Below are 14369 nucleotides of genomic sequence, written 5' to 3' on the forward strand. Positions count from 1 at the left end.
TGCGGTGTCAGTGCGGACCGACCTTACCGTGACGTGCGCTCCTTGCGCCGGCGCTAGAGCTTGATACCGCGGTGCAGCGCAACGATGCCGCCGGTCATGTTGGTGTACTCGACGCGCTCCAGACCGGCATTCTGCATCATACCCTTCAGCGTCTCCTGGTCGGGATGCATGCGGATCGACTCGGCCAGATAGCGGTAGCTGTCCGCGTCGTTGGCGACGAAGCGGCCGACCTGCGGCAACACGCGGAACGAATATTCGTCGTACGCCTTCGACAGCAGGCCGTTGACCGGCTTGGAGAACTCGAGCACAAGCAGGCGGCCGCCGGGTTTCAGAACCCGAGCCATCGAGCGCAGCGCGGCATCCTTGTCGGTGACGTTACGCAGCCCAAAGGCGATGGTGATGCAGTGGAAACTGTTATCGGGGAACGGCAGTGCCTCGGCGTTGGCCTGGACGTACTTGACGTTGTCGCCGACACCACGGTCAAGCAGCTTGTCGCGGCCGACGCGCAGCATGGATTCGTTGATATCGGCCAGCACGACGCGACCGGTGGGGCCGACACGGCGAGCGAACTGGCGGGTCAGATCACCGGTGCCGCCGGCGATGTCGAGTACGCTATGACCGGTACGCACTCCGCTGCGCTCGAGCGTGAGCTGTTTCCAGAGGCGATGGATGCCGAACGACATCAGATCGTTCATCACGTCGTAGCGAGCGGCCACCGAATGAAAGACATCCGCCACGCGGGCGGCCTTCTCCTCGACCGCGACCTCTTCATATCCGAAGTCGGTCGTGCGCTTGTCCATGAACTTCTCCCTGAGATGACGCAGGCGGCGCCAGGCGCGATATGACGGCGAATAGGGTGGTGGACCGCAGGGGCCGACCGAGTCCGCATTGTAGCGGCTGGTGCCGGTCTTGTCTTCGCGCGACGCGCGTCGAGCATGATGGCGCGACCCGGCATCGCGATGGCGCCGTCAGCCCTGATGAATCTGGATCACGCGCGGTTCCCGCGAGGCGCCGGCGCGTTCGATGCGATCGAGATAGTCCTGCCACCACTGCTCGCGATGGGTCGCCATCTCATGCAGGTATGCCCAGGTGTAGAGCCCGGTGTCATGGCCATCGTCGAAGTGCAGCTTGAGCGCATAGCGACCCGCTTGAGCGATATCGAGCAGACCGACATCGCGCTTGCCTGTCTGCAATACCGCTTCGCTCGGGTGATGGCCTTGAACCTCGGCCGAGGGAGAATAGACGCGCAGCAGTTCGATCGGCAGTCGATAGGTCGATCCGTCGGGATAGCCTAGCTCAAGCTCTCGCTGAGCCTTGTGGTAGTGCACGCGGTTCGGGATGGGAGCGGACATGGATGACTCCTGGAGTCGAGCCTCGAGCGCGGAAGCCGTGAAAAGAGAGCGGCATCGGGCGTCAGGGACGAGAACGGCATCGGGTGCCCTGGAAAGCGAGCGACATCGAGTACTGTAGACAGCCCGGCACGTCGGCAGCCAGCGACTATCGTTGCTGGCTTGTCGCGAGACGCCGCCCCAGCCGGTCGGCTGCGGCGGGCAGCGTTACAGAATATACCGCGACAGGTCCTCGTCCACCGCGAGTTCGCCGAGATGCGTATCGACATAGGCCGCGTCGACGACCAGCGGGCTGGCGAAGTCGCCACCCTGATAGGAGGCCTCCTCGAGCAGGCGCTCCATGACCGTGTGCAGGCGGCGGGCGCCGATGTTCTCGGTGCCGTCGTTGACCTGCCAGGCGATTTCGGCAATGCGCGAAATGCCGTCCTCGGTGAACTGGACGTCGAGACCCTCGGTGCCGAGCAGCGCCTGATACTGCTTGGTCAGCGCGGCGGAGGGTTCGGTCAGGATGCGCTTGAAGTCATCCGGTGTCAGCGCCTGCAGCTCGACGCGGATCGGCAGGCGGCCCTGCAGCTCCGGGATCAGGTCGGACGGCTTCGACAGGTGGAAAGCGCCGGAGGCGATGAACAGGATATGGTCGGTGCGCACCATGCCGTGCTTGGTGGAGACGGTGGAGCCCTCGATCAGCGGCAGCAGGTCGCGCTGCACACCCTCGCGGGAGACGTCGCCGCCGCTACCCGATTCGCCGCGCTTGGCCACCTTGTCGATCTCGTCGAGGAAGACGATGCCGTTCTGCTCGACCGCTTCCAGCGCGCGCTGCTTGATCTCCTCTTCGTTGACCAGCTTGGCGGCTTCTTCATCCTGCAGCAGCTTCCAGGCGTCCTTGACCGTGACCCGACGGCTCTCGGTCTTCTGTTTGCCCATGTTGGCGAACAGGCTCTGCAGCTGGTTGGTCATCTCCTCCATGCCCGGCGGGGTCATGATGTCGACGCCCTGGCTGGCCGGGGTGACCTCGATATCGATCTCCTTGTCGTCGAGCTGACCCTCGCGCAGCTTCTTGCGGAAGGTCTGGCGCGTCGCGGAGTCATCGCGGCCGGCATCGTATTCGCTGCCCCGCGGGCGCGGCAGCAAGGCGTCGAGAATGCGGTCCTCGGCGGCGTCCTCGGCCTTGTGGCGCACCTCGACCTTGGCCTGCTCGCGGACCATCTTGATCGACATTTCCATCAGGTCGCGCACGATCGACTCGACGTCGCGCCCGACGTAGCCCACCTCGGTGAACTTGGTCGCCTCGACCTTGAGGAAGGGGGCGCCGGCCAGCTTGGCCAGACGTCGCGCGATCTCGGTCTTGCCGACACCGGTCGGGCCGATCATCAGGATGTTCTTGGGCACGATCTCTCCGCGCATGTCCTCGTCGAGGCGCATGCGCCGCCAGCGATTGCGCAGGGCGACGGCGACGGCACGCTTGGCGTCGTGCTGGCCGATGATGTACTGATCCAGAGAGTGCACGATTTCGCGCGGCGTCATCGCCGACTGGGTCAGCGCGGGCTGTGAAGACACGCTCTGCGGGGATTCGCTCTGAGACATGGTAGGGGCTCCCGTTACAGCTCTTCGAGCGTGATCTGATGGTTGGTGAAGACGCAGATGTCGGCGGCGATATTGAGCGATTTCTCGGTGATCTCGCGCGCATCCAGTTCGGTATTCTCGAGCAGGGCACGCGCGGCCGACTGCGCATAATGGCCGCCGGAGCCGATGGCGATGATGCCGCGCTCGGGCTCGACCACGTCGCCGTTGCCGGTGATGATCAGGGACGCCGTCTTGTCGGCGACCGCCAGCATCGCCTCGAGGCGACGCAGGGCGCGGTCGGTGCGCCACTCCTTCGCCAGCTCGACGGCCGCCTTGGTCAGGTGGCCCTGATTCTTTTCGAGCTGTGCCTCGAAGCGCTCGAACAGCGTGAAGGCATCGGCGGTGCCGCCGGCGAAACCGGCCAGGACCTGCCCGCGATAGAGTCGGCGTACCTTGCTGGCGTTGCCCTTCATCACCGTATTGCCGAGTGACACCTGGCCGTCGCCGGCCAGGGCGACCTGCTCGCCACGGCGCACGGATACGATTGTGGTCATGCAATGAACTCCCAATGGCGCGCCGCCGCGAGTCTGGCCTGGGCCGTACCGGCGGCGCTGAAAATCGGTGCGGTCACGCCTGCCATCGAGGCGGCGTGACGCAGCATGAGAGAACAGGTGTGGGCGGTGGAGCGGGAAATCAAGCCGGGCGGCACCGGGAGATGCCGCCGGCAGCACCGGCAGGCTGGTAGCCGCCGACGCGAACGATCAGTTCTGCAGGCGCAACAGCAGCGGCTCGATGCCCTGGGTCACCATCAGATCCTGGGCTCGCGACAGTTCGCGACGGTCTTCGTAAGGGCCGACCTGCACGCGATGCCAGATCTGGTCGCCGTTGGCGCGGACGTCGGTGATCTTGGCCAGCAGACCGAAATCCTTGAGTCGATTGGCAAGCCGCTCGGCATCGTCGATATCGCGGAAAGATGCCGCCTGGAGCACGTAGCGGCCGCTGTCGGGCGTCGGCTGTCGCGTCTGGTTGGCGGCGTCGTCCGCTGCCGCTTCGCGCGACGCCTGCGAGGAGGGCTCCGGCGAGGCGCTATCGCTGTTCGGCGCGATGACCTCGGTTTCCGGCAGCAGCGTGTAGAACTCGAAGGTCGGTGTCGCTGGTTGGGTGGGCGCACTCGCCCCGCTGCCGCTGGCGCTAGCCGGTTCCGCGTCGCTGGCCGAGTCGCTACCGCCCGCCGACTGCTGGCTCGAAGCCGGCTTGGGCACCACGGCGGCCACCGGCTCAGGGGCCGAGTGATCGAGATACTGCGACAGCGCAAAGCCGCCGATCAGGCCGGCGATCGCCCACAGCCATCCCGGAATGCCGCCGAGGCCACCACCGCTCTTGTCGGGGGTGCGCTGGCGGGACTTCGTGGTCGCGCCCTTGGGCGGCGGGCGGCGGTTTTGCGCGGGACGGCGTGCCATCGTTTACATCTCCTCGGGGGCGCTGACGCCAAGCAGCGTCAATCCATTGCCAATGACCTGGCGTGTCGCCAGACCCAGCGCCAGGCGCGCATTGCGCAGCTCGGCGTCGTCGACCATGACCTTCTGGGCGTTGTAGCAGGTGTGGAAATCGCTGGCCAGATCGATCAGGTACTGGGCGATCTGATGCGGCTCGCGCTTGCGGGCGGCGCGCTCGAGCGTCTCCGGATAACGCGCCAGTCGGTTCATCAGCGCCTTCTCCTGCTCAGCCTCGAGACTCTTCAGGTTGGCCATGGCCAGCGCATGATCGAAGGCGAGGCCATCGTTCTCGGCCTTGCGCAGCACGCTGCAGACACGGGCGTGGGCATACTGGATGTAGTAGACCGGGTTGTCGTTGGTCTGCGAGCGGGCCAGGTCGATATCGAAGGTCAGCTGGGAGTCGGCGCGGCGCGCGGCCAGGAAGTAGCGGGTCGCGTCACGGCCGACCTCGTCGATCAGGTCGCGCAGGGTGACATAGCTGCCGGCGCGCTTGGAGAGCTTGACCTCCACGCCGGAACGGGTCACCAGCACCATCTGGTGAAGCACGTAGTCCGGCCAGCCCTGCGGGATGCCGGTCTCCAGCGCCTGCAGGCCGGCGCGCACGCGGGTGACGGTGGAGTGGTGGTCGGCACCCTGCTCGTCGATCACGGTGGTGAAACCACGCTGCCACTTGTCGAGGTGATAGGCGACGTCGGGGACAAAGTAGGTGTAGTCGCCGTCGGTCTTGCGCATGACGCGATCCTTGTCGTCACCGAAATCGGTGGTGCGCAGCCACAACGCGCCGTCGGCCTCGTAGGTGTGCCCCTTGTCGATCAGCTGTGCGACGGTGGCATCGACCCGCCCCTCGGCATAAAGCGAGGATTCGAGGAAATAGACGTCGAATTCGACGCCGAAGGCCTTCAGATCGAGATCCTGCTCGCGGCGCAGATAGGCGACGGCGAAGGCTCGGATCGCATCGCCATCGTCCGGGTCCGCCGCGGCGGTGACTTCGCGGTCATCGGCGGTGACCGTCTCGCCGGCCAGGTAGGCCCGGGCGACATCGTTGATGTAGTCGCCGCGGTAGCCATCCTCCGGCCAGCCGTCGTCCTCCGGCGAGAGACCGCGCGCGCGCGCCTGCACCGAGCGCATCAGATTGTTGATCTGCGCGCCGGCGTCGTTGTAGTAGAACTCCGCGGTGACATCGAAACCGGTCGCCTCGAGCAGCCGGCAGAGGCAGTCGCCGATCGCGGCGCCACGGCCATGGCCCACGTGGAGCGGGCCGGTCGGGTTGGCCGAGACGAATTCGACCTGCACCTTTTCGCCGCCGCCGACCAGGCTGCGGCCAAAGGTATCACCTGCATCCAGGATGGTCTCGACGATGCCGGCAATGGCATCGGTGGCCGCGAAGAAGTTGATGAAGCCCGGCCCGGCGATCTCGGTACGCCGTACGACGGCGTTTTCCGGCAGCGCCGCGACCAGTTTCTCGGCCAGATCGCGCGGTTTGCAGGCGGCGGGCTTGGCCAGCATCAGTGCCAGGTTGCTGGCGTAGTCGCCGTGCGCCTTGTCGCGAGTCGGTTCCACCTTGATCGCGGGGTTCACGTCCGTCGGCAGCTCGCCCGACTGCTGGAGCGTGGCGATGGCGGCGTTAAGCAGTTCTGTGATCGTCTCTTTCATTGCCTGATTCGTGTCTGAGGGCCGGTGCCGGATCCCGCGGGTGTCGGCGCCGTGCGTCGGGCGCCCCTGATACTTGAAAAGCCGGCCATTATCGATGATTGCGGGGTGGCTTTAAACCCTGGCTCGCCGGGCATCATCGGCGAGACGTGCCGTGCGGTGGAAAAACGCCGACACCGCCGCGTGACAACGGTGCTCGTCGGCGTGTCGCGGCGCCGCTTCAACTAAGGGTCATCGGGTCGATGTCCAGCGACCAACGGACCCGGCGCGAGCCGGTGTTCTCGAGCCAGCCGGCCAGCCAGGCACCGGCTTCGTGCAGGGCGCTGCGCTTGTCTGCGGAGAGCATCAGCTGCATGTGATAGCGATTCTGCCGTCGCTCCATGGGGGCGGGGACCGGGCCCAGGCAGTGCACCGCCAGATGGCGCTCGGCGAGCCATTCTCGCGCGGCCGTGCCGGCGGCCTCGGCGGCATCACGGGCGTCCTGCTCCTGTACGGCCTCGAAGCGGGTCAGGGCGAGGTGGCGGTAGGGCGGCAGCATCGCCAGTCGCCGCTCCTCCAGCAGCTGGTAGGCCAGGGCGTCGTAGCCGCTGTCCGCCAAGAGGCGCAGGTTGGGATCGTCCGGATGCAGCGTCTGCACGAGCACACGACCGGGGCGCTCCGCGCGGCCGGCACGACCGGCCACCTGGACCAGCAGCTGGGCGCTCTGTTCGAGCGCGCGGAAGTCGCTGGCGTAGAGCCCGGCGTCGGCGTTGACCACCACGACCAGGGTGACGTGGGGCAGATGATGGCCCTTGGCCAGCATCTGCGTGCCGACCAGCAGACCCGGTTCACCGCGCCGGATCTCGCTCAATAGCTGGTCGAAGGACTCCTTGCGTCGCGTGCTGTCGCGATCGATCCGGTAGACCGGTGTGTCGGGGAAGAGCGCCGCGAGGGTCTCTTCGCTGCGCTCGGTGCCGGCGCCGAGCGGGCGCAGATCGCCGCTGCCGCAGGCAGGGCAGGCATCCGGCGGCGGCATCTGCTGCTCGCAGTGGTGGCACATCAGGCGCTGCGGCTGGCGATGGAGCGTCTGGCGGGCATCGCAGTGCGGACACTCGGCGATCCAGCCGCACTGGTGACAGGCCAGCGACGGGGCGAAGCCGCGACGATTGATGAATACCAGCACCTGGCCTTCGGCGGCCAGCGCCTGACGGATGGCGTCGATCACCGGGGGAATCAGCCCGCCCTGGCGCAGGCGTCCGCGCAGATCCACCAGTTCCAGCTTGGCTGGCGCATGTCGGCTGGCGCGCTGGGTCAGGCGCAGGTGGCGGTAGCGGCCTGCCCGCGCCTGGGCGAGGCTCTCCAGCGACGGCGTCGCGCTGCCGAGCAGAATCGGGATGCCGTCCTTGTGCGCGCGTGCGATGGCCAGGTCACGGGCGTGGTAGCGCAGTCCGTCCTGCTGCTTGAACGAGCCATCGTGCTCTTCGTCGACGATGATCACGCCAGGGCGGGCCAGCGGGGTGAAGACGGCCGAGCGGGTGCCGATGACGATGGGTGCGCGGCCGCTGCGCGCTGCCTCCCAGGCATCGAGACGCTCCAGGTCGGTCAGCCCCGAGTGCAGGGCGACGACCGGGGCCCGGAAACGGCGGCGAAAACGCGACAGTGTCTGCGGGGTCAGGCCGATTTCCGGCACCAGGATCAAGGCCTGCCCTCCCTTGGCCAGGATCGCTTCGATCAGCTGCAGGTAGACCTCGGTCTTGCCGCTGCCGGTGACGCCGTGCAGTAGGCAGGGATGATAGCTGTCCAGCGCCTCGTGCAGCGTCGACAGCGCCGCGGCCTGTTCCCGGTTGAGGGTCAGCGACGGTTCGGCGAGGATCGTCTCCTGGCCACCGCTGCCGGCGGTGAGCGGTTCCTCGTGGCAGGAGACCAGTCCCTTGTCGGCGAGCGTTTTCAACTGGGCGCGAGTGAAACCCTGCGCGGTGGCGGCCGAGGTGATCAGCCCCTGGCGATGCTGTGCCAACAGGGCGATCAGTTCACGCTGGCGCGGCGCACGCGCCAGCTGCTCGAGCGCGGCCTCGCTGGTGACAAGAAGCTGCCAGCGTTCGCGTGTCCTGGCTTCCAGCGGGCGCCCTTGGCGCAGCGGCCCGGGCAGCGCCAGATGCAGAGTGTCGCCCAGCGAGTGCTGGTAGTAGCGGGCGGTAAAGCGGCACAGCCAGAGCCAGTCGGCGGGAAGCGGTGCCGCATCGAGGCACTCGACGATCGGCTTGAGCTGTGTTGTCGGCCAATCGCTGCGGGAATCACAGGCGATGACGATACCGACCAATTGGCGCCGGCCGAACGGCACCTTGACGCGCAGCCCCGGTTGCCAGCCATCGGCCGGTGGTCGCCCGGCCGGGCGATAGTCGAACAGGCGTCGCAGCGGGGTGGGGACCGCGACCCGCAGGACCGCCGGCGCGGCGCCGGGTGCCGGCGTGTCCGGGCTCTCGTCCTTGGAATCTGCCAATTGGCCTCCCTGTAGAGTTCTGCTAAAATACGCCGCCTTCCGACGTAGGGTGCGTCTTTTATCCGGGGTGCGCGGGCCATGTCCAGCGATACTTCGGGATTCCAGGCGTTCCGGTCGCGCGGGAGTGAACCGCGATTCCCTATCCGTGTACGGTGCCTGACACATGATCAGGTGGCGGTACACCGCAAAGCGAGGCTTCACGATGAAACAGTCTATCCATCCGGAATACAAGACAGTCACGGCGACCTGCTCCTGTGGCGCGACCCACGCGATCGGCACCACCGCCAGCGAAGACTTCCATGTCGACGTCTGCTCGCAGTGCCATCCGTTCTACACCGGCAAGCAGAAGCAGGCGACCACGGGTGGTCGCGTCGAACGCTTCAACAAGCGTTTCGGTGCCGCCGTCCGTCGCGGCTGATAGCCCGCTGCCGTGACTAGCGACTGCCGTTAGTCGAGTCGGCTCTCGCTGATTCGGCCCGTGGTAGCGCCGAAGGCCCGGATTCCGTTTTACGGGGTCCGGGCCTTTTACTGTCTGACTTCCCCTTGCCTTGTGCCCATCGACCCTCGGGCTCACCGCTCGGTGTGTCATGTCTCGGCCTCGTGGGCCAGGGTGCTCGCCTCTCGAGCTGTTCGTCTTTTCGTCTCTAGCCTTCGTCTGTACGCACTTCCTGTTCGGCACAGGGGGCAAAGTGCCAATCGATGGCAGTTGGTCGCGTCGCCATACGGGTCAAGGCGTTAGCAAAAAGGTCAAATGCCACCTCGCTGGCCGGCGAAGAAAGGCTTAGGTTTTCACTTAATTAATTTACAAAACCTGGGTGATGTCGGGCCAGTAAAGGAGCCAGAATAAGGGATGTTTTATAGCTGGGCTTTTAGGCATAAGTTTTGACAAATGAGTGAAAAATAAAGAGAACGTGGTGGTAAAATTACCTAAGCGTCATGATCTTGCGAGCGTTGTCTGCCTCATTGTTTTCCGATAATCTGAGGTCACTTCGACTGAATGGTTGTGGAAAAATCCCATGAGCGACGACAAGAGACAGGCGGCTCTCGACTATCACGCCAAGCCGATTCCCGGGAAATTGTCGGTAGAATTGACCAAGCCTACCAACTCGGCCAAGCATCTGGCATTGGCCTATTCGCCCGGCGTAGCCGAGCCCTGCCGCGAGATCGCCGAAAACCCCGAGAATGCCTACCTCTATACCGGCAAGGGCAATCTGGTTGCCGTGGTCTCCGACGGTAGCGCGATTCTTGGTCTCGGCAATCTCGGGCCGCTGGCGAGCAAGCCGGTCATGGAAGGCAAGGGCGTGCTGTTCAAGCGTTTCGCCGGCATCAACTCGGTGGACATCGAAGTCGAGGCGGATTCGCCGGCGGAGTTCATCGATACCGTGGCCAACATCGCCAAGACGTGGGGCGGAATCAATCTCGAGGACATCAAGGCGCCGGAGTGCTTCGAGATCGAGGCGGCGCTGAAGGCGCGCTGCAATATTCCGGTTTTCCATGATGATCAGCACGGCACGGCCATCGTGACCGCGGCGGGGATGCTCAATGCGCTGGATATTGCCGGCAAGACGCTCGCCGAGGCGCGCATCGTCTGTCTCGGCGCCGGCTCCGCCGCCATCGCCTGCATGAAGCTGCTGATCGAGTGCGGTGCCAAGGCAGAGAACATCTTCATGCTTGACCGCAAGGGCGTGATTCACAGCGGCCGCGACGATCTCAACGAGCACAAGGCGCAGTTCGCCACCGAGACTGAACATCGCACGCTGGATGACGTGATCGAGGGGGCGGATGTGTTTGTCGGTCTCTCCGGTCCGAATCTGTTCAGTGCGGAGCAGCTCAACAAGATGGCTAGCGATCCGATCGTCTTCGCCTGCTCCAACCCGGACCCGGAGATCCATCCGGATCTGGCGCGTCAGACGCGCAGCGACGTGATCATGGGCACCGGTCGCTCCGACTACCCCAACCAGGTCAACAACGTGCTCGGCTTCCCGTTCATCTTCCGCGGTGCCCTGGACGTGCGCGCGACGTCGATCAACGAGGCGATGAAGATCGCGGCGGTGCATGCGCTCAAGGATCTGGCACGGGAGGCGGTGACGCAGGAGGTGCTCGACGCCTACGAGATCGACTCGCTGACGTTCGGTCGCGGCTACATTATCCCGACACCGGTCGACTCTCGCCTGCTCGAGCGGATTCCCGCCGCCGTGGCGCGTGCGGCGGTGGAGACCGGCGTGGCACGCAAACCCTATCCGGAGCACTATCCGCTCAAGAGCGTGAAGGATATCTACGGCTGATCGACGCTGTTTCGCACTATACATACGATGCCGCCCCTTTAGACGATGCCGCCCCTCGGGGCGGCATCGTCGTTTCAGGAAGAGCTATCGTCGCAGGGATCGAGATGGCGCCGCGCGCGCGTGGGTATCTGGCTGGGGGCGCCCTCGAATCGACGGCGCCGTCGCGCTACCAGCTGTAGAGCAGCGAGACGGACGTCGTGGTGTCCGTGCGCGCCTCGGCGTCGGGGGGCGGCTCGGTGTTGCTCTTGACGTCGTATGAGACGCGCAGGGCCAGATGCGAGTTGAGCTGTGAGGTCAGCGAGGAGAGCGAGCGGGTGGTGACGTTGATATGGGTCGCTTCCGCCGAGAGCTCCTGATCGAAGGAGATGTCGTCGCTGAAGTTGTACGTGTAGTCCAGCGCCGAGTAAGCCAGCGCCAGATCGTCGCTGCCGCCCTCGGCATAGGCATCGTGACGGTAGCCGGGGCCGACTTCCGCCGACAACGTGTGGGTCGGGCCGGTCAGTATCTGGCGGCCGTAACCCGCGATCATGCTGAACTGCGACTCGTAGCCGCTGAAGCGGTCGCGCTCCCAGCGGGTGAAGCCAAACAGGTAATGGTCGTCCTCCAGCTCGTAGCGCTCGCGGGCCGCGGCCAGATAGCGCTCCGAGGTGGTATCGTCGTTATCCTGTACGCTGCGGGTCTCGGCGCGGAACGTATGAGTAAAGCGGCCAGTGAGCCAGGTCAGGCGCCCCTTGGCGAGCAGGGTCTGGGTATCCGTGTTGCCAGTCAGGCGAGTGTACCCGAGCTCGGCGCTGCCGCTGAAGTTGGGGGCGTTCTCTTCCGGTGCCGGGGGCGCATAGAAAAGGTCCGCGTACGTCGGTGACGTCAGTAGACAGGTGGTCAGCAGCCACCATCGGCAACTGGGCAGGGGCATGACATCTCTCTCAGCGTCGCTGCGACGTCCTGTTGCGGTGACGAGCGAGGGTGGATAAAAAACGCCGGGGCCGCGAGGCCCCGAACAATGTATCAGAAGATGGCTTCATACGTGCCCGTTCCCTGAGACCCGCTCTCATCCTCCAGCTCTGGCCGCATGCCGCGCGGCTGATACTCGGGCAGATTGTCTTCGCGGAAGATCTCGCGGATGCCGCCCGGCTGGTCGTCGTGCAGGCGCTTTCCGGTGTCCGGATCGATGCGGATCTCGACGATGTTGTCAGGGCGAGGCGGGACCGCTTCCGGGGTGCCGGCCAGCGCCTGACCCATGAACGACTTCCAGATCGGCAGCGCCGCCTGGGCGCCGTACTCCGCGGTCGTGGAGTTGTCGTCCTTGCCGACCCAGACCGTGGTGACGAGATTGTCATTGAACCCGGAGAACCAGGCATCCCGCTGGTCGTTGGTGGTGCCGGTCTTGCCGACGATGTCACCGCGTTCCAGCGACAGGGCACCGCGGCCGGTGCCGCGTTCGATGACGTCGCGCAAAATGCTGCGCAGGATGTAGAGGGCATCGGGTTCCACCACCCGGGGCGCGATGCGGCGCGGCTCGCCTTCGATCTCGGTCTGGGTGGCGTCTTCCGCGCAGTCGCGGCAGGCGACCAATGGGTTGGCCTCCTCGACGACCGTATTCTGGCTGCCCTGGGTCACTTCCTGGATATACCACGGCGAGACCTGGAAGCCGCCGTTGGCGAGGACGGCATAGGCATTGGCAATCTCCAGCGGTGTCAGCGAGGCGCTGCCCAGCGCCAGGGAGAGTCCGTGAGGCAGGCGGTCGCGAGAGAAGCCGAAGCGCTCGAGAAAATTGAGCGCGTTGTCCAGTCCCAGCGACTGCAGTACGCGGATCGTCACCAGGTTGCGCGAGGTGTAGAGCCCGACGCGCAGGCGTGTCGGCCCCTGGAACTGGCGCTCGGCGTTTTCCGGGCGCCAGTCGTCGCCGCTGAACTGTTCCATCACGACCGGGGCGTCGTTGATGATGGTGGCCGCGCTCATGCGGCCTTCCTGCAGTGCCGCCAGATAGACGAACGGCTTGAAGTTGGAGCCGACCTGGCGCTGGGCCTGAATGGCGCGGTTGAACTTGCTGGCGGCGAAGCTGAAGCCGCCTTGCAGTGCTTCGATGGCGCCGGTCTGCGGGTCGAGCGCGACGATCGCGGCTTCCGCGTCAGGCCGCTGCGAGAGTCGCCAGTGATCTCCCTCGTCGAGAATTCGGACGAGGTCTCCGCGGCTGGCAATCGCGGCGGCATCGGCCGGCACGTCGCCGCGCCACTTGGCGCTGTGGTAGGTCCGGGCCCACTGGAGTCCGTCCCAGTCGAGATCGATCAGCTCGCCATCGGCGTTCAGCACGCGCATCTCGCGGCCGTCGGTCGACACCACGATCGCCGGCTTGAGCGGGCCGTAGGCAGGCGTGCGTGCCAGCACCTTGAGCCAGTTGCTGACGTCGCCATCGATGCCCTCGACGCTCGCCTCGCTGCTCTGGGCCGCCTGGCGTGCGGTCTCGATCACCTCGGGGGATTCGGAGAGCTCTTCTTCCAGTCCCTGGCGCTCGGTCCGGTCCTGCGCTTCGACCAGGCTTGGCGGAATGTCCTTCTCTTCCGCGCCGCGCCAGCCGTGACGCGTGTCGTAGTCGATCAATCCCTGCACCAGGGCACCTCGAGCCTCGGTCTGACGCTGACTGTCGAGCGTGGTGGTAATGCGGATGTTGTCGGTGTAGGCCTTGTCGCCGAAGCGTTCCACCGCGTAGCTGCGTGCCATCTCGGCCACATAGGGCGCCTCGACCTCGGCCTGGGCCACGTGCTGGCTGGCCGTGATCGGTGCCTTGACCGCTTCCTGATACTGCGCCTGATCGATCGAGCCGAGTTCGCGCATGCGGTAGAGGATCCAGTTGCGCCGAATCAGCGCGCGTTCCGGATTGGCCAGCGGATTGAAGCTGGAAGGGGCCTTCGGCAGGCCGGCGATCATGGCGAACTGCGGCAGCGTCAACTCGTCGAGCGGCTTGCCGTAGTAGGTATTGGCCGCGGCGGCGATCCCGTAGGAGCGGTGGCCAAGATAGATCTTGTTGACGTAGAGCTCGAGGATCTCGGGCTTGCTCAGGATCTGTTCCATCTGCAGCGCCAGCAGGATCTCGCGAATCTTGCGGGTGAAGGTCTGGTCCAGTGTCAGCAGGTAGTTACGCGCAACCTGCATGGTGATGGTGCTGCCGCCGGACTGGATGTTGCCGCTGGAGGCAAGCTCCACCGCCGCGCGCAGCAGGCCCTTGGGGTCGACGCCGGGGTGGGTGTAGAAGCTCGCATCCTCGGCCGCCAGCAGGGCGTCGATCAGCGGTTGGGGAATCTCGTCGTAGCTGACCGGCATGCGGCGCTCTTCGCCGTACTCCCCGATCAGCTTGCCATCCTCGGTGAAGACCCGAAGCGGCGTCTGCAGTTCGTAGTTCTGGAGCTGGCGGACATCCGGCAGGCCGGGCGCGAAGTACAGCGCTGCGCCGACGACCGCCAAGGCGACACCGGTGCCGAGCGCCAGCAGCAACCAGATGGCGGAGGTCAGTAGGCGGGTGAAGAGCTTCATAGAAAGGCGTGATTCCTTG

11 protein-coding genes are annotated in these 14369 nt (G+C 65.6%); 2 read left to right on the forward strand and 9 right to left on the reverse strand.

The window, feature by feature from the left end:
- Positions 1-53: 53 nt before the first annotated feature.
- The 7 genes from ubiE to MC381_RS07275 form a co-directional block, all read right to left on the reverse strand.
- Positions 54-800 (reverse strand): bifunctional demethylmenaquinone methyltransferase/2-methoxy-6-polyprenyl-1,4-benzoquinol methylase UbiE, encoded by a 747-nt coding sequence (gene ubiE, locus MC381_RS07245; RefSeq protein ID WP_251977068.1) that lies wholly within the window; start codon positions 798-800, stop codon positions 54-56.
- Positions 801-968: 168 nt separating this feature from the next.
- Positions 969-1352 (reverse strand): gamma-butyrobetaine hydroxylase family protein, encoded by a 384-nt coding sequence (locus MC381_RS07250; protein WP_251977069.1) that lies wholly within the window; start codon positions 1350-1352, stop codon positions 969-971.
- Between the two features lie 204 nt (positions 1353-1556).
- Positions 1557-2933 carry an ATP-dependent protease ATPase subunit HslU gene (gene hslU / locus MC381_RS07255; RefSeq protein ID WP_286009688.1) on the reverse strand — a complete coding sequence of 459 codons (1377 nt, stop codon included), beginning with the start codon at positions 2931-2933 and terminating at the stop codon, positions 1557-1559.
- Positions 2934-2947: 14 nt separating this feature from the next.
- The gene (gene hslV / locus MC381_RS07260) at positions 2948-3466 is read right to left on the reverse strand and encodes an ATP-dependent protease subunit HslV (RefSeq protein ID WP_251977070.1); all 519 of its coding nucleotides are present in this window, start codon (positions 3464-3466) and stop codon (positions 2948-2950) included.
- 207 nt (positions 3467-3673) lie between these two features.
- Complete coding sequence (locus tag MC381_RS07265; RefSeq protein ID WP_251977071.1) at positions 3674-4372, reverse strand: SPOR domain-containing protein; 699 nt, start codon at positions 4370-4372, stop codon at positions 3674-3676.
- Positions 4373-4375: 3 nt separating this feature from the next.
- Positions 4376-6061 carry an arginine--tRNA ligase gene (gene argS / locus MC381_RS07270; protein ID WP_251977072.1) on the reverse strand — a complete coding sequence of 562 codons (1686 nt, stop codon included), beginning with the start codon at positions 6059-6061 and terminating at the stop codon, positions 4376-4378.
- A 217-nt stretch (positions 6062-6278) separates the two neighbouring features.
- Positions 6279-8537 carry a primosomal protein N' gene (locus MC381_RS07275; RefSeq protein ID WP_251977073.1) on the reverse strand — a complete coding sequence of 753 codons (2259 nt, stop codon included), beginning with the start codon at positions 8535-8537 and terminating at the stop codon, positions 6279-6281.
- 202 nt (positions 8538-8739) lie between these two features.
- Between MC381_RS07275 and rpmE the strand changes: the two genes are divergently transcribed.
- Together rpmE and MC381_RS07285 are read left to right on the forward strand one after the other, a co-directional pair.
- A complete protein-coding gene (rpmE, locus tag MC381_RS07280) occupies positions 8740-8955 on the forward strand; it encodes a 50S ribosomal protein L31 (protein WP_251977074.1) in 216 nt (71 codons plus the stop codon).
- Positions 8956-9553: 598 nt separating this feature from the next.
- Positions 9554-10822: a malic enzyme-like NAD(P)-binding protein gene (locus MC381_RS07285; protein ID WP_251977075.1), complete on the forward strand. Its 1269-nt coding sequence runs from the start codon at positions 9554-9556 to the stop codon at positions 10820-10822.
- A 166-nt stretch (positions 10823-10988) separates the two neighbouring features.
- Here MC381_RS07285 and MC381_RS07290 read toward each other — a convergent pair whose 3' ends face one another.
- Together MC381_RS07290 and MC381_RS07295 are read right to left on the reverse strand one after the other, a co-directional pair.
- A complete protein-coding gene (locus MC381_RS07290) occupies positions 10989-11735 on the reverse strand; it encodes a DUF481 domain-containing protein (protein ID WP_251977076.1) in 747 nt (248 codons plus the stop codon).
- A 92-nt stretch (positions 11736-11827) separates the two neighbouring features.
- Positions 11828-14350 (reverse strand): penicillin-binding protein 1A, encoded by a 2523-nt coding sequence (locus MC381_RS07295; RefSeq protein ID WP_251977077.1) that lies wholly within the window; start codon positions 14348-14350, stop codon positions 11828-11830.
- Positions 14351-14369: the final 19 nt, after the last annotated feature.

Source organism: Salinicola avicenniae (assembly GCF_023736115.1).
Taxonomy (GTDB): Bacteria; Pseudomonadota; Gammaproteobacteria; order Pseudomonadales; family Halomonadaceae; genus Salinicola; species Salinicola avicenniae.